We start from the raw sequence: 16,588 nt of genomic DNA, 5'->3' as shown, positions 1-16,588 counted from the left end.
TGTCCGACCACCGGATGGACCCATCGCCACGTGAACCCGAGGAGCGCGGTTCGTGCACAGCATATGAGCGCGCCCCTCACCCCACCAGAGCCCGCGAGGCGGCGATTGATACGAGCGGATGCCGCGGCGCCCCGGAACCCGCCCCGCTGTCACCAGCCCCGCAGCGCCTCGGCCACGGCCTCGTGCTCGGATTCGGGGAGTGCGAGCAGCACGGCCTCCGCCACCGTCAGCTCGGCCCCGGCCGCTTCGCCCGCGGCGACGCTCGCGGGATCCCGCCCACGCAGGATGTCGAGGTAGGGCGTGTGGACGGTGAACGCTTCGACGTCGAAGATGCCGATGCGCCGGCGGATCACCCCGGCCGATACCGCCAGAGCTGCCGCCCGCCACGCTTCACCGTGCGCCGCGGCGACCGCGCACACGCCCTCCAGGCCGTACGCGATGCCCTCTTCGTAGTGCAGACGCACCGACAGCAGGAGCGTCCGCAGGAACTCGTGCTCGGCCGCCTCGAACCTGCCGAGCTGGAAGTTCAGCCGCGAGCGCAGGTTTCCGGCCACCGACGTCGTGAACAGGTCGCCGCCGGCCTCGGCGACGCTGGTCGCGCGGTCGAAGTGCGCAAGGGCATCCGCCGTCGAGCCCCGCACCCACGCCAGCCTGCCCAGCGACACCTCGGTGATCGCCTCGGCCCAGTGGTTGCCGTGCTCGCGCAGCCTCACGACCGCTTCCCTGAGTTCGGCCTCCGCCTTGTCGGCGTCCGGATCCGACAGCTGCACGCGCGCCGTCGCGCGCGCGGCGAGCGCCATGGCCGCGGCATCCGCATCGCCGCTCTCGGTGAACAGCCGCACGCATTCGCCCAGCCCCGCCACGACCTGCTCGCTGGGACGCTGCCACATCTCGCCCCACAGCGCGAAGAACCAGGCGATCGCGCGCGTATGCTGCGAGATCGGCTGCTCGTGCTGCTTCTCGAGCAGCTCGAGCATCCACAGGCGCACCTCGGCGAAGAAGCCGGAGATCCACCAGTAGATCAGCAGGCTCCAGGCGAAGTCGCCGGCGTCGTCGAGGCGGTTCGTGTAGACGAGGTGGCGCACCGCGGCGCGCAGATTGGGCAGTTCCAACCCGAGGTGGGCGACGGCGTCGGCCTGCCCCGGGCCGCCGAGGTCGGGAGCGATGCGCTGGACGAGATCGCGGTAGTAGTCCGCGTGCGCCACCCGCACCCGTGCCGCGTCGCCGCGGGCCTTGAGGCGTCCGATCGAGTACTCGCGAACGATCGCGAGCAGCGAGAAGACCCGGCGTCCGCCCATCTCGAACTGCTTCACCAGCGAACCGTCCACGAGTGCGGCGAGGGCATCGATGGTCTGGCCGTCCCACGAGCGCCCGTGGCCGAGCGCCTCCACCGCGTCGAGGGTGAAGCGGGTGGCGAACACGCCCAGATCCTCCAGCAGATCGCGCTGCGAATCCGGCAGCAGGCTCACGCTCCAATCGATCGTCGCGCGCATCGTGCGGTGCCGCTCGGGAAGGTCGCGCACCGCTGCGGTGAGCAGCGGGAGACTCTGCCCGAGACGCTGTGCGATCCCCGCGGGAGTCAGGATCCGCACCTTCGCGGCGGCGAGCTCGATCGCCAGCGGCAGTCCCTCCAGCGTCCGGCAGATGTCGGCCAGGTCGTTCGCGTTGTCGCCGGTGACGTCGAAACGCGGATCGATCGCCTGCGCCCGATCGACGAACAGCGCGACCGCCGCGGAGCGGGTGGTGCGATCCAGGCTCGCCGGCGCGTTGTCGGGCGGAGTCGAGAGCGTGGGCACCTCGTAGACGCGTTCGCCGCGGATGCGCAGCACGATGCGGCTGGTGACGAGGAACGTCGCCGTCGGCGCGACGGTGTACAGCCGGACGAGCACGGGCGCGGCATCCACGATCTGCTCGAAGTTGTCGAGGACGACCAGCACCCGGCGGCCCGCGAGGGCGTGCGCGATGCGTTCTTCGAGTGCGGCTTCGCCGTTGTCGCGGATGCCGAGGTGATACGCGATCGTCGGAAGCAGCAGTCCGTGCTCGAGCACGCCTTCGAGCAGGACGAAGTACACGCCGTCGGGAAAGAGGTCCTCGCAGGCGAATGCCGTCTCGATCGCGAGGCGGCTCTTGCCGATGCCGCCGGGACCGATGAGGCTCACCACGCGGTCGGTGCCGCGGGCGAGCAGGTTCCGCACGGCTTCGATGTCGCGGTCGCGGCCGATGGTGGTCGTGTAGGGCACGGGGATGCGGCCGACCAGCGATGCGGCGCTCTCTTCGGCATCGCCGTCGATCCGTGATTCGTCGAAGCGCTCGGCGAGCAGCGTCGCGAGATCTCCGGCGACCTGATCCTGCAGGTCGTCGGCCGTCTCGAAGTGCAGGTACGCCGCGGTGTCGTCGGATTGGATGCGCGCGATGAGGTCGGCGAGGCGCTCATCGCGCTGCTCGGTGGACTTGATGTAGATGAGCTTCGGCATGGTCGCGGGGGCGAGGTTGTACTCGTCCTCGAGCCCCGAGACCTCCTCGTCGGGAGCGACCCAGCCGTAGCTCGCCCCGTAGATGCCGACGAACACGTCGCTCTGTGCGAGATACGACCGGTAGAGCTCTCGCGGGGGATGCGGCCGGGCCCCCAATTCGAACATCACTGGCGCCAGCCGGAGGCGTTCGATGGCGGCCTTCACCGCCGCGCGCTCCACGGCGAGCTCTCGCAGCGTGGAGCTCACGAACACCCGTATCCGCTGATCGGGGGTGCGGATGACGCTGCGGTGCATATGAGGCGTCACCATGCCGCCACCGCCTCCTCGAGGTCGGCGTCGGGCAGTGCGAGCCGGACCGCCTGCGACAGGCTCAGCTCGACGCCCGCGCGCTCGCCCTCGGCGACACCGTCGGGGTCGGTCTCCCGCAAAGCGGCGAGCGGCTCGAGGTACACCGCGAACCCCTCGACGTCGAACAGGCCGGTGGTCTCGCGGATGGTCGCGGCGACCGCGGCGAGGGCGCCGGCCCGCCACGCCTCGCCGCGGACGGCGGCGATGGCGCAGATCCCCTCGATGCCGTACGCGGCGCCCTCCACGAAGTGCAGACGCGTGGACAGGCGCAGCGTCAGGAGGAATTCCCGCTCGGACGCGTCGAGGTCGCCCATGGCGAAGTACACCCGGGCGCGGTTGTTCCCCGCCACGACTCGCGTGAACGGGTCCTGGCAGGCGTCTGCGATCTCGATCGAGCGGTCGAAGTGGGCGAGGGCCTCGGCGATGTCGCGCCGCACCACGCCGAGCAGGCCGAGCGCGACCTCGGCGAGCGCCTCGCCCCAGCCGTCGCCGAGGGCGTGGAGCCGCTCGGTGGCGTCGTCGAGCTCCGTCCTGGCCAGCGCCGGATCGAGGTCGGGGAACTGCAGCCGCGTCGAGGCGCGTGCGGCCAGCGTCATCGCGGCGGCCTGCTCGTCGCCGCTGATCGTGAACAGCCGCACGCACTCGCCGAGCCCGGCGACCACCTGATCGCTCGGGCGCTGCCACATCTCGGCCCACAGCGGGAAGAAGGTGGCGATGGCGAGGGTGCGCTCAGTGATCGCCCCCTCCTTCGCCCGCAGCTCGAGCATCCACAGGCTGACGTCGGCGAAGTATCCCGAGATCCACCAGTACGCCAGCAGCGTCCAGGCGAAGTCGCCCGCGTCGTCGAGTCGATCCGTGAGGACGAGGTGACGGGCGGCGGCACGCAGGTTCGGCACTTCGAGACCGAGTTCGGCGACCGCATCCACCTGCGCTGCGCCGCGCAGCCGGGGGGAGACGCGGCGGACGAGTCCGAGGTAGTAGTCGGCGTGTGCGATCCGCATCGCATCCGCCTCGCCTCGGGCCTCCAGCGCGTCGATCGCGTATTCGCGCACGATGGCCAGGAGGGAGAACACGGAGCGTCCCGCCGAGTCGATCCGCTGCACCAGGGATGCGTCGATCAGCGCGGCGAGCGTCTCGATCGCGTCGTCGCCCCACGACCGTCCGCTCCCGACGGACTCGACCGCCTCGAGGGTGAACCTCGCCGCGAAGACTCCGAGATCCTGCAGCATGTCGCGCTGTACATCGGTCAGGAGTCCGACGCTCCAGTCGATGGTCGCCCCCATCGTGCGATGGCGATCGGGGAGGTCGCGGGCGGCGCTCGACAGCAGCGGCAGGCTCCGCTCCAGCCGCTGGGCGATGTCATGCGGCGACAGGAGCCGGATCTTCGCCGCCGCGAGTTCGATCGCCAGCGGAAGGCCGTCCAGGCGCCGGCAGATGTCGATGACGTCGCGCGCGTTGTCGGCGGTGAGCGCGAAGCCCGGCTGCGCAGCCTCCGCGCGCTCGGCGAACAGCACGCACGCGGCGGAGGCGAGCGCCTGGGCGAGGGTGATCGGCGCATCGGTCTCGGGCGTCTGCAGCGACTCGACGTCGAACACCTGCTCGCCGCGGATGCGCAGGACGCTCCGGCTGGTCACCAGGAAGCACGCCCGCGGGGCCAGGGTGTACAGCCGCACCAGGACGGGGGCCTCGTCGATGATCTGCTCGAAGTTGTCGAGGACGATGAGCACGTGCCGGTCGCCGAGCGCCTGCGCGATGCGCTCCTCGAGCGCGGCCGCGCCGGTGTCGCGGATGCCGAGCACGTACGCGATCGTCGGCAGCAGCAGTCCCGGTTCGAGCACGCCCTCGAGCGGAACGAAGAAGGTGCCGTCGGGGAACAGGTCGGCATCCGCGTGGGCTGCCTCGATCGCCAGCCGGCTCTTGCCGATGCCGCCCGGCCCGATCAGGCTCACGACGCGGTGGATGCCGCCGGCCAGCAGCGCGCGGATCTCGGCGAGCTCGCCCTCGCGGCCGATCGTCTCGGTATAGGGCGCGGGGATGCGCGCGGCGAGCGACGGCTCGGCGGTGAGGAGCGAGTCCTCGCCGCGCGACTGATCGAACCGCTCGGCGAGGAGCGTCGCGAGGTCGCCGGTGATCCGCTCCTCGAGCTCGTCGGCGGTCTCGAAGTGCAGGTAGGCCGCGGTGTCGTCTGCCTGGATGCGGGCGATCAGCTGCGACAGTCGCTCGTCGCGCCGCTCGGACGTCTTGATGTAGATCAGCTTCGGCATCGACGCCGGGGCGAGGTCGTACTCGTCCTCGAGACCCGACACGTCCTCACCCGGAGCGACCCAGCCGTAGCTCTCGGCGTAGATCCCGACGAACACGTCGCTCTGATCGAGGTAGGAGCGGTAGAGCTCGCGGGGCGGGTGAGGCCGCGCGCCCAGCTCGAACATGACGGGGGCGAGCCGCATCCGCTCGATGGCAGCGCGAGCAGCGCGACGCTCCCCAGCGAGCTCGCGCAAAGTGGAACTCACGAACACCCGGATCCGCTGGTCGGGAGTGCGGATCACGGGGTGTCGTACCCCAGTCATGTGCACATAATGGCCCTCTGGACGTGTTCTCGCCATGCTTTGGCTCGATGAGACCGCGCAATCGCGGCCTTATACCGCAGCCCACGGAACATTTCAAGAATCCGGCTGGACAGATCGCCACCTCCCCCGTATAGTAGGTAGTTGCGCTCTTGGATTCCCCCTGCCCTCATATGGTGGTCGGCTGTGCCCTGCGCCCCCCGCTTCTCCGAGCTCGGAGAATGCGAGGTGTGTCGCGCGGGCTTTGGGGACGATCGAGCACTCCACCTGATAACAAGGAAACGAGCCCCACACGGGCCCACGGAGGTAATCCCCTTGGCTGCTGCGCGCAACGCATCCACCACCACCCCCAAGAACGGACGCGGAGCATCCCGCCTCTCGTTCGCCAAGATCTCCGACACGCTGACGGTCCCTGACCTTCTCGCGTTGCAGACCGAGTCCTTCGACTGGCTCGTCGGCAACGAGGCGTGGAAGACTCGCGTCTCCGACGCGAAGGCCGTCGGTCGCACCGACGTGCCCGAGATCAGCGGACTCGAGGAGATCTTCGAGGAGATCTCGCCGATCGAGGACCTGAGCGAGACCATGCAGCTCTCGTTCACGAACCCGTACCTCGAGCCCGAGAAGTACTCCATCGAGGAGTGCAAGGAGCGCGGCAAGACGTACGCCGCCCCGCTCTACGTCGAGGCCGAGTTCATGAACCACCAGACCGGTGAGATCAAGACTCAGACCGTCTTCATGGGCGACTTCCCGCTGCAGACGCAGCGAGGCACGTTCATCATCAACGGCACCGAGCGTGTCGTGGTGTCGCAGCTCGTCCGCTCGCCCGGCGTGTACTTCGACCGCACCCCCGACAAGACGTCCGACAAGGACATCGTCTCGGCGCGCGTCATCCCCAGCCGCGGCGCATGGCTCGAGTTCGAGATCGACAAGCGCGACCAGGTCGGCGTCCGCATCGACCGCAAGCGCAAGCAGTCGGTCACCGTCTTCCTCAAGGCCCTCGGCCTGACCACCGAAGACATCATGAACGAGTTCGCCGGCTTCGACTCGATCGAAGAGACGCTCTCGAAGGACACGATCCTCTCCAAGGAGGACGCCCTCCGCGACATCTACCGCAAGCTCCGTCCGGGCGAGCAGGTCGCCGCCGAGGCCGCCCGCGCGCTGCTGGACAACTTCTACTTCAACTCGAAGCGCTACGACCTCGCCAAGGTCGGTCGCTACAAGATCAACCAGAAGCTCGGCCTCGACAAGCCGCTGAGCGACTCGGTGCTCACGGTCGACGACATCGTGGCGACGATCAAGTACCTGGTGCGCCTGCACCGCGGCGACGTGGTCTTCGACGGCATCCGCGGCGGCAAGCCCGCCGAGATCCGCCTCGACATCGACGACATCGACAACTTCGGCAACCGTCGCATCCGCGCCGTCGGCGAGCTCATCCAGAACCAGGTCCGCACCGGTCTGTCGCGCATGGAGCGCGTCGTCCGCGAGCGCATGACCACGCAGGACATCGAGGCGATCACGCCGCAGACCCTGATCAACGTGCGTCCCGTCGTCGCCGCGATCAAGGAGTTCTTCGGAACGTCGCAGCTGTCGCAGTTCATGGACCAGAACAACCCGCTCGCGGGTCTGACCCACAAGCGCCGCCTCTCGGCGCTCGGCCCCGGTGGTCTGTCACGTGAGCGCGCAGGCGTCGAGGTCCGTGACGTCCACCCCTCGCACTACGGCCGCATGTGCCCGATCGAGACCCCGGAAGGCCCGAACATCGGCCTGATCGGCTCGCTCGCGTCGTTCGCGCGCATCAACGCGTTCGGCTTCATCGAGACGCCGTACCGCAAGGTCGTCACCGGCCGGGTCACCGACCAGATCGACTACCTCACGGCATCCGAGGAGAGCGACTACATCGTCGCCCAGGCCGGTGCCCCGCTGAAGGCCGACGGCCAGTTCGCGCAGGAGCGCGTCCTCGCCCGTCGCGGCCAGGGTGGCGAGGTCGACCTGTTCCACGCCGACGAGATCGGCTACATGGATGTCTCGCCGCGCCAGATGGTGTCGGTCGCGACCTCGCTCATCCCGTTCCTCGAGCACGACGACGCGAACCGCGCCCTCATGGGTGCGAACATGCAGCGTCAGGCTGTCCCGCTGCTGCGCAGCGAGTCGCCCGTGGTCGGCACCGGCATGGAGGGCTTCGCGGCCATCGACGCCGGTGACGTGGTCACCGCCCAGAAGGCCGGTGTCGTCGTCGAGGTGTCCGCGGACGTCGTGACCGTGCAGCTGGACGAGGGCGGCACGCAGGACTACTTCCTGCGCAAGTTCGACCGCTCCAACCAGGGCACGAGCTACAACCAGCGCGTCGTCGTCTCGGCGGGGGAGCGCATCGAGGCCGGCGAGGTCATCGCCGACGGCCCCGCGACGGAGAACGGCGAGCTCGCGCTCGGCAAGAACCTCCTCGTGGCGTTCATGACGTGGGAAGGTCACAACTTCGAGGACGCGATCATCCTCAGCCAGGACCTCGTGAAGGACGACACCCTCTCCTCGATCCACATCGAGGAGTACGAGGTCGACGCCCGTGACACGAAGCTCGGCAAGGAGGAGATCACGCGCGATCTCCCGAACGTGAGCCCCGACCTGCTGAAGGACCTGGACGAGCGCGGCATCATCCGCATCGGCGCCGAGGTCCGTCCCGGCGACATCCTCGTCGGCAAGGTCACGCCCAAGGGCGAGACCGAGCTGTCGGCCGAGGAGCGCCTGCTCCGCGCGATCTTCAACGAGAAGAGCCGCGAGGTCCGCGACACGTCGCTGAAGGTCCCCCACGGTGAGCAGGGCACGATCATCGCGGTCAAGGAGTTCAACGCCGAGGACGGCGACGACGAGCTCGGCTCGGGCGTCAACCGCCGCGTCGTGGTCTACATCGCCCAGAAGCGCAAGATCACCGAGGGCGACAAGCTCGCCGGCCGCCACGGCAACAAGGGCGTCATCGCGAAGATCCTCCCCGTCGAAGACATGCCGTTCCTCGCGGACGGCACGCCGGTCCAGGTCATCCTGAACCCGCTCGGCATCCCCGGTCGAATGAACTTCGGCCAGGTGCTCGAGCTTCACCTCGGCTGGATCGCACAGCAGGGCTGGAAGGTCGAGGGCACCCCGAAGTGGGCCACGAACCTTCCCAAGGAAGCCTTCGAGGCCCCCGCCGGCACGAAGGTCGCGACCCCGGTGTTCGACGGTGCCGCCGAGGAGGAGATCGCGGGTCTGCTCGACTCGACCAACCTCACTCGTGACGGCGAGCGCCTCATCGGCTCCGAGGGCAAGACGCTGCTGTTCGACGGTCGCTCCGGCGAGCCGTTCCCGGCACCGATCTCGGTCGGCTACATGTACATCCTGAAGCTGCACCACCTCGTGGACGACAAGATCCACGCGCGCTCGACGGGCCCGTACTCGATGATCACCCAGCAGCCGCTCGGTGGTAAGGCGCAGTTCGGCGGTCAGCGCTTCGGTGAGATGGAGGTGTGGGCCCTCGAGGCCTACGGCGCCGCGTACGCGCTGCAGGAGCTCCTCACGATCAAGTCCGACGACATCCTCGGCCGCGTCAAGGTCTACGAGGCGATCGTCAAGGGCGAGAACATCCAGGAGCCCGGCATCCCCGAGTCGTTCAAGGTGCTCATGAAGGAGATGCAGTCGCTCTGCCTGAACGTCGAGGTCCTCTCGGCAGACGGCACCCCGGTCAACCTCCGCGACACCGATGACGATGCATTCCGCGCCGCGGAAGAGCTCGGCATCAACATCTCCAGCCGCTTCGAGTCCTCGTCCATCGACGAGATCTGACCCGGCCAGGCAACGAACAGAATTCCGACACAGGAGAACCAGTGCTCGAATCAACCACTTTCGATCAGCTTCGAATCGGCCTGGCCACCGCTGACGACATCCGTCGTTGGTCGTATGGCGAGGTCAAGAAGCCTGAGACCATCAACTACCGCACCCTCAAGCCCGAGAAGGACGGTCTGTTCGGCGAGCAGATCTTCGGACCCTCGCGCGACTGGGAGTGCGCGTGCGGCAAGTACAAGCGCGTCCGCTTCAAGGGCATCGTCTGCGAGCGCTGCGGCGTCGAGGTCACCAAGTCCTCGGTCCGCCGCGAGCGCATGGGCCACATCGAGCTCGCCGCGCCCGTCACGCACATCTGGTACTTCAAGGGCGTCCCGTCGCGCCTCGGATACCTGCTCGACATGGCGCCGAAGGACCTCGAGAAGGTCATCTACTTCGCCGCGTACATGGTCATCTCCGTCGACACCGATGCTCGCCACCGCGACCTCGCGACGCAGGAGAGCAACATCCGTCTCGAGCTGAAGACGCTCGCCGACCGTCGCGATGCGAAGGTCGCCGCCCGCCTGCAGAAGCTGGAGGAGGAGCTCGCCGCGCTCGAGGAGGAAGGCGCCAAGGCCGACCAGAAGAAGAAGGTCAAGGACGCCGCCGAGAAGGAGATGGCGCTCATCCGCAAGCAGGCGGACGACCAGGTCATCCGCCTGGAGAAGGTGTGGGAGGACTTCCGCACCCTCGACGTCGGTCAGCTCAAGGGTGAAGACGAGATCTTCCACGAGCTCCAGGACCGCTTCGGTCAGTACTTCGAGGCCCACATGGGCGCCGAGTCGATCAAGCGCCGCCTGCTGGCGTTCGACCTGGCCGCCGAGGCCGAGAACCTGCACCTGCAGATCTCGGAGGGCAAGGGCCAGCGCAAGATCCGTGCGATCAAGCGCCTGAAGGTCGTCAACTCGTTCCTGCAGACCGGCATGAGCCCGGCCTCGATGGTGCTCGACGTCGTTCCGGTGATCCCGCCGGAGCTTCGCCCGATGGTGCAGCTGGACGGTGGCCGCTTCGCGACCTCCGACCTCAACGACCTCTACCGTCGCGTGATCAACCGCAACAACCGTCTTCGTCGTCTGATCGACCTCGGTGCTCCCGAGATCATCGTCAACAACGAGAAGCGGATGCTGCAGGAGGCCGTCGACGCGCTGTTCGACAACGGTCGCCGCGGTCGCCCCGTCACCGGTACCGGCAACCGCGCCCTGAAGTCCCTGAGCGACATGCTCAAGGGAAAGCAGGGACGCTTCCGCCAGAACCTGCTCGGCAAGCGCGTGGACTACTCGGGCCGTTCGGTCATCATCGTGGGCCCGCAGCTCAAGCTCCACCAGTGCGGTCTGCCCAAGCAGATGGCGCTCGAGCTGTTCAAGCCGTTCGTGATCAAGCGCCTCATCGACCTCGGTCACTCGCAGAACATCAAGGCCGCCAAGCGTGCCGTCGAGCGCACGCGCCCCGAGGTCTGGGACGTGCTCGAAGAGATCATCCGCGAGCGTCCGGTGCTGCTCAACCGCGCGCCCACGCTTCACCGTCTGGGTATCCAGGCGTTCGAGCCGCAGCTCGTCGAGGGCAAGGCCATCCAGCTCCACCCGCTCGTCTGCGCCGCCTTCAACGCGGACTTCGACGGTGACCAGATGGCCGTGCACCTGCCGCTGTCGGTCGAGGCTCAGGCCGAGGCGCGCATCCTGATGCTCGCGTCGAACAACATCCTGAAGCCGTCGGACGGCCGTCCGGTGACCCTGCCTTCGCAGGACATGATCATCGGCCTGCACCACCTGACCACGGTCAAGGTCGGCGCATCGGGCGAGGGTCGCGTGTTCGGCTCGGTCGGCGAGGCGATCCTCGCGAAGGACGAGGGCACCCTCGACCTGCAGGCCAAGGTCCGCATCCGCGTTCCGGGTCTGACCTTCCTCGAGGGCGAAGCGCCCGAGGGCTACGAGCGTCACGGTCTCGTGGACTCGTCGCTCGGCCAGGCGATCTTCAACGACACGCTCCCCAAGGGCTACCCGTTCGTTCGCGAGCAGGCCGACAAGGGCAAGCTGTCGCAGATCGTCAACAAGCTCGCCGAGGAGTACCCGAAGGTGGAGGTCGCAGCTTCGCTGGACCGCATCAAGGACGCCGGCTTCTACTGGGCCACCCGTTCGGGTGTCACGGTGGCGCTGAGCGACATCCTCACGCCCCCGAACAAGGGCGAGATCGTCGCGGGCTACGAGAAGCAGGCCGCGAAGGTCCAGGCGCAGTTCGAGAAGGGTCTCACCACCGACGCCGAGCGTCGCCAGGAGCTCATCAAGATCTGGACCGAGGCGACCGACGAGGTCCAGAAGGCGATGCGCGACAACTTCCCCGAGGACAACACCATCAACCGCATGGTGTCGTCGGGTGCTCGTGGTAACTGGCTGCAGATCCGCAACATCGCGGGTATGCGAGGCCTGGTGAACAACCCCAAGGGTGAGATCATCCCGCGTCCGATCATCTCCTCGTACCGCGAGGGTCTGTCGGTGGCGGAGTACTTCATCGCGACGCACGGTGCCCGCAAGGGTCTGGCCGACACGGCCCTCCGTACGGCCGACTCGGGTTACCTCACGCGTCGTCTCGTGGATGTCTCGCAGGATGTCATCATCCGCGAGGAGGACTGCTCGACGAACAAGGGCCTCGAGTTCACGATCGCCGCTCCCGGCGCCGACGGCGTGCTGGTGCGCGACGCGAACGTCGAGAACTCGGTGTTCGCCCGTACCCTCGCGGCGGATGTCGTCGACGAGAAGGGCGAGGTCCTCGCCTCGGCCGGCGACGACGTGGGCGACGTGCTCATCGACAAGCTCGTCGACCTGGGTGTCGAGACGATCAAGGTCCGCTCGGTGCTGACCTGCGAGTCGGCCGTCGGTGTCTGCGCGAAGTGCTACGGCCGTTCGCTCGCGACCGGCAAGATCGTCGACATCGGCGAGGCCGTCGGCATCATCGCGGCGCAGTCGATCGGTGAGCCCGGCACGCAGCTGACCATGCGTACCTTCCACACCGGTGGTTCCGCGTCGGCAGACGACATCACGCAGGGTCTTCCCCGCGTGCAGGAGCTGTTCGAGGCCCGCACCCCCAAGGGTGCGTCGCCGATCGCCGAGGCCGATGGCCGCATCACGATCGACGAGACCGACAAGGCCAAGAAGGTCATCCTCACGCCCGACAACGGCGACGAGCCGCACGTCTACCCCGTCCTGAAGCGCGCGACGCTGCTGGTCGAGGACGGCCAGCGCGTCACGGTCGGCCAGCCGATCCTGGTGGGAACGCTCGACCCCAAGGAGGTCATGCGTGTCATGGGTGCCCGCGAGGTGCAGAAGTACCTCGTGAACGGCGTCCAGGGCGTGTACCGCTCGCAGGGCGTGCCGATCCACGACAAGCACATCGAGGTCATCGTCCGTCAGATGCTGCGCAAGGTCACCGTGGTCGACCACGGCGAGACGACGCTGCTTCCGGGTGAGCTGGTGGACTTCAAGCGCTACCAGAACATGAACCGTGCGGCCGTCGCCGAGGGCAAGCGCCCGGCATCGGGTCGTCCGGAGCTGATGGGTATCACGAAGGCGTCGCTCGCGACGGAGTCGTGGCTGTCGGCCGCGTCGTTCCAGGAGACGACGCGCGTGCTCACCCAGGCGGCGATGGAGGGCAAGAGCGACCCGCTCATGGGCCTCAAGGAGAACGTCATCATCGGAAAGCTCATCCCCGCCGGAACCGGACTCGCGAAGTACCGCGATGTCGTGGTCGAGGCGACGGAAGAGGCCAAGAGCGAGCGGTACCCCAACCGCATCTTCGCCTCGGACGGCGCGTACACCGACGCCGACCTGAGCTACGTCGATTTCGACAGCTTCTCGACCGACGGATTCACGACCGATTACAACTAGACGCGACTCGGGTCGATGCGAGCGCTAGCGAGCGTTGACGCGAGGCGGGTCTAGATCGAGTAGCGAGGAACGAGCGTATCGAGATCTCGCAGGCTCTCGTCCGATAGCTCGGACGCACACGAAGGGCTCCGGTTCCGCCGGGGCCCTTCGTCGTGCTGCGCGTCGCGCAGTGGCATCCGGTCGTCGCGGTTTACCGTTGGATCGGAGGTGGGGGCCATGGCACGCGTCGGCGGTCGCAACTCGTGGATCGCCGTGCCCGCAGGCCTCGTGTGCGCGGCGATCGTGGGGGCGCTGGTGTGGCTGTCTCTGCCGATGATCCCGGTCACTGTCGCGTGGCTCGGCGACTCGCTGCGTCGATCGACCGAACCCCAGCCGGCCGTCGCCCCCAGCGAGACGCCCGCACAGCTGGCGATCGCGGGCGGGGCGATCGACTGCCGCACGCTGTACCCGGACGAGCTGTGGAACGAGCTCGTCTGGAACCGGGCCGCCTTGCTGAATCAGACGGTGACGGCTCCGGTCACCGAGGTGACCTCGCTCACCGATGCCCTGGCTCCCGAGGTGCTGGTGACGTGCCAGTGGCGGCTGGAGACCGGCGGCAGCATCGTCACGACGCTGTCGCGTGTGGGTGACGACGCTGTGGGCATCGCCGACGCGGCACTGCGCGGGCAGGGATTCGCATGCGAGTCGAACGACGCGCAGGTCGTGTGCACGCGGACGCAGGGCAGCGTCGTCGAGGAGCACAGCTTCCGCGACGGGATGTGGCTCGCGAGCGTCGAGACCGAGTGGCACCCCGACGGCTACGGCGCGCGCCTCGACAGGAATGTCTACGGCTGATCAGCCGTAGACGCTCTCGACGATCGCGGCCGTGAACCCGGACGGTGCCGGGTGGGAGTCGCGGTGTCGATGAGGATGTCATCGCGCCAGAAGACGGTGCAGGTGTGGAGCGGGCCGGGGGAGGATCGCCCGCGGTTCTCTGCGCGTGCGCCCGAGAATCGCTCGGCATGCCTCCGTCACAGGCGCCGATGCGGGGGTTACCCTCGCACTGTGGGGATCTGGCCCCGCGTGAGGAGTGCCCGCGATGAGTGACCCCCAGTCGACCTACGGCGAACCCGTCGAAGAGCCCGGTGACGTCGACGACGTGGTCGGGCGCGCTCAGGAAGGCCTTGCCGAGGCCGAGGCCGCCGGTCGCGAGGCCGTCGCCGATGCCGACGCCGAGTCGACCGAGAGTGCCGCCGCAGACCAGCCCGCCACCCCCGCAGAGCAGGAACCGATCGTCGTGAGCGAGACCCCCGCCCCGAGCGCTGCCCAGACAGACGCTCCCGCCGAGGCGGCCGTCGCGGCACCCGCGGCTGAGCCGGATCCGTGGGACTCGCCCGAGGCCTCGTCGCTCGACTACCAGAGTGCCGCCGCCGACACCGCGGTGTACACCTCGGCCGCTGACGAGGCGCCGACCGTGGTCGTCGCCCCCGTCGTCACCCCGAGCGAGCCGGTCATCGACCCCGCAACCGCGGGTGTCGTCGCTGCGACCGCCTACGCGCCGCAGCCCATCTTCGTCCAGGCTCCCGAGGCTCCGCATCCGCGCGGCAACCGTGCCGCCGTCGGCGCGATCGGCCTGCTCGCAGCACTGTCGTTCGCCGTCCTGTACCTCGGCGCGTGGCTCGGATTCGGTGCGCTGGCCGGCGACGTCACCGGCGAGAACGTCGGCTCGACGGCCCTCACAGCTCTCAGCACGTGGTCGCTGTGGGTCCCGGTGGTCGTGTTCTTCATCGCGTTCTGGCTGCTCGGCGCCATCATCAACCGCGGACGCTGGGGCGCCTGGGTGATCTTCGGCCTTCTGGTCGGCGTCGCCGCATACGGCGGGCACATCCTCGGCGCTCTCTTCCAGGCCCCGTTCTGGACGCTGACCGCCAGCGAAGGCGCGACGCTGGTCGAGGCGGAGCTGCTCGCCCCGCTCGCGATCGCGGCGTTCGTCATCGCGCGCGAGCTCACGATCTGGTTCGGCGCCTGGGCCGCCGCGCGCGGAAAGCGCGTGACCGAGCTCAACGTCGAGGCGCAGCGCGAGTACGAGCGCACCCTCGAGGCCGGGCCGCAGCTCGTCCGTCCGTAGATGTCCTCGGCGCCGGGGCGCAATGGCGGACAGGTCCGCCCTCTCACGGCGCTCGCCTTCGCGACGATGGGATTCGTCGCCCTGGCCATCTTCGGTCTCGGCATGACGAGTCTCGTGACAGGCCAGGATGTCATCGCGACGCCGGGCCTGGGTCAGACGCCCGGCATCACGGGGATGGTCCTGGCCACACTCGCCTTCGCGGCCGGTCTCTGGGCGGCGATCGGCGGAGGCGGCGGAGGCACGGCTGTGCCCGGGTCCGGCCCTGCCGACGCGGATGCCGCGAGCACGCGGCATCCGTCGTTCTGGGGAGCCGCGTGGACGACCGTGGCCTGCTTCCTGGCCTACATCGGCGGAGTGTGGCTGGCCGCCCTCGTGACGGGTTCCGACCTGGCCGTCGCCACGGCGATCGCCGGCCGGCTCGCCACATCGTGGTTCGGGCTGGTCATCGCCGGCGCCGCGTTCGTCTGCGCGTGGTCGGGCATCGCCCTCGTCCGCACCCGGGCGCATCGCCCGCGGTGGCCGTGGGAGGACGAGTACGACGAGTAGCCGACGTCGTCCGGAGGGTTCGATCCGCAGAAATCCGGGCGGAATCGGATGCCGGGTACTACCGTGGAGCACGTGGAGCGTTCGCTCGAGACGCAGGTGAGCCAGGCGGTGGACGCCTGGCTGGTCTGGTTGCCCCGGTGGGAGCCGGCGACCCACCGCGGGCGCATCGCTCCCTGCCGCCGTTGTTTCGGGTCACCGGTGCTGTCTGCGGCCGGTCTCGGCGCCGACGTGCCGCATGGCGTGCAGCACGGGCTGTCCACGCGCATCAAGACGATCGTCGACCGCGCGGTGGCCGCGTACACGGCACTGAACCTTCCCATGCTGCAGGCCGAGCTCGACCAGCAGGCTGCACGCAACGGCACGCGGCCGTACCGCCCCGCTGAGGGACTCGACCCCGAGTTCGAGGGGCTGCCGCTGGATCCCGACCCCGTGCCGGGCGCGCCGTTCCTGTTCACCATCGCCGGGCTCGAACAGGAAGCCGACGCCGTCGTTCCGGCGCTTCCTCCGCTGAGCGACGAGGCGAAGGCGGCTCTGCGTCAAGAGGTCGGCCTCGCCGACGACTACGCGAACATGGTGGGGCGCGAGGTGTGCACGATCCTGCTGCACCACCGCCTGCGCATCCAGGCAGCGATCGCGGAGTTCGTCGAACCGCAGATCGAGGCGATGCTCGCCGATCTGACGAGCTTCCTCGACGCCCCGTTCGACCCGCACGATCCGCGCGACGGCTGACGCCGGCGAGCGTTGTCCACACCGCTCCGGGTCTGGTCCCAGATTCCGAGGCGGCTTTGTTAGCATGGCCGGGTTTGCTGCATCGTCGGCATCCGT

Annotated in this window: 8 protein-coding genes; 6 read left to right on the top strand and 2 right to left on the bottom strand. The window is 68.6% G+C overall.

What is annotated here, in order from left to right:
- Positions 1-149: 149 nt before the first annotated feature.
- Complete coding sequence (locus KEC57_RS15690) at positions 150-2,783, bottom strand: DUF4062 domain-containing protein (RefSeq protein ID WP_229385630.1); 2,634 nt, start codon at positions 2,781-2,783, stop codon at positions 150-152.
- Positions 2,777-5,389: a DUF4062 domain-containing protein gene (locus KEC57_RS15685; RefSeq protein WP_229385629.1), complete on the bottom strand. Its 2,613-nt coding sequence runs from the start codon at positions 5,387-5,389 to the stop codon at positions 2,777-2,779. Before KEC57_RS15685 ends, KEC57_RS15690 begins: the two co-directional genes overlap by 7 nt.
- Positions 5,390-5,701: 312 nt before the next feature.
- Here KEC57_RS15685 and rpoB point away from each other — a divergent pair, with 312 nt between their 5' ends.
- The 6 genes from rpoB to KEC57_RS15655 all read left to right on the top strand — a co-directional run bounded on the left by rpoB (position 5,702) and on the right by KEC57_RS15655 (position 16,492).
- Positions 5,702-9,196, top strand: a complete 3,495-nt coding sequence (gene rpoB / locus KEC57_RS15680) for a DNA-directed RNA polymerase subunit beta (protein ID WP_229385628.1) — start codon at positions 5,702-5,704, stop codon at positions 9,194-9,196.
- A 41-nt stretch (positions 9,197-9,237) separates the two neighbouring features.
- Positions 9,238-13,110 (top strand): DNA-directed RNA polymerase subunit beta', encoded by a 3,873-nt coding sequence (gene rpoC / locus KEC57_RS15675; protein ID WP_229385627.1) that lies wholly within the window; start codon positions 9,238-9,240, stop codon positions 13,108-13,110.
- A 216-nt stretch (positions 13,111-13,326) separates the two neighbouring features.
- On the top strand, positions 13,327-13,944 hold the full coding sequence (locus KEC57_RS15670) for a hypothetical protein (RefSeq protein WP_229385626.1): 618 nt from the start codon (positions 13,327-13,329) through the stop codon (positions 13,942-13,944).
- A 244-nt stretch (positions 13,945-14,188) separates the two neighbouring features.
- On the top strand, positions 14,189-15,217 hold the full coding sequence (locus KEC57_RS15665) for an ABC transporter (RefSeq protein ID WP_229385625.1): 1,029 nt from the start codon (positions 14,189-14,191) through the stop codon (positions 15,215-15,217).
- Complete coding sequence (locus tag KEC57_RS15660) at positions 15,218-15,763, top strand: DUF6121 family protein (protein ID WP_229385624.1); 546 nt, start codon at positions 15,218-15,220, stop codon at positions 15,761-15,763.
- A gap of 72 nt (positions 15,764-15,835) precedes the next feature.
- Positions 15,836-16,492 carry a spermidine/putrescine ABC transporter substrate-binding protein gene (locus KEC57_RS15655; protein WP_229385623.1) on the top strand — a complete coding sequence of 219 codons (657 nt, stop codon included), beginning with the start codon at positions 15,836-15,838 and terminating at the stop codon, positions 16,490-16,492.
- The last annotated feature ends 96 nt before the right edge of the window (positions 16,493-16,588 follow it).

The sequence above is a fragment of the Microbacterium allomyrinae genome (genome assembly GCF_020682705.1).
Lineage (GTDB): Bacteria > Actinomycetota > Actinomycetes > Actinomycetales > Microbacteriaceae > Microbacterium > Microbacterium allomyrinae.
The sequence above is the reverse complement of the archived record's forward strand: the minus strand, read 5'-3'. Positions and strand labels throughout refer to the sequence as shown.

Bases quoted from the DNA above. Each gene is read 5' to 3' on its own strand.
- KEC57_RS15660 (WP_229385624.1), top strand. From the start codon at position 15,218: ATGTCCTCGGCGCCGGGGCGCAATGGCGGACAGGTCCGCCCTCTCACG.
- KEC57_RS15670 (WP_229385626.1), top strand. From the start codon at position 13,327: ATGGCACGCGTCGGCGGTCGCAACTCGTGGATCGCCGTGCCCGCAGGC.
- KEC57_RS15685 (WP_229385629.1), bottom strand. From the start codon at position 5,389: ATGACTGGGGTACGACACCCCGTGATCCGCACTCCCGACCAGCGGATC.
- KEC57_RS15665 (WP_229385625.1), top strand. From the start codon at position 14,189: ATGAGTGACCCCCAGTCGACCTACGGCGAACCCGTCGAAGAGCCCGGT.
- KEC57_RS15690 (WP_229385630.1), bottom strand. From the start codon at position 2,783: ATGGTGACGCCTCATATGCACCGCAGCGTCATCCGCACCCCCGATCAG.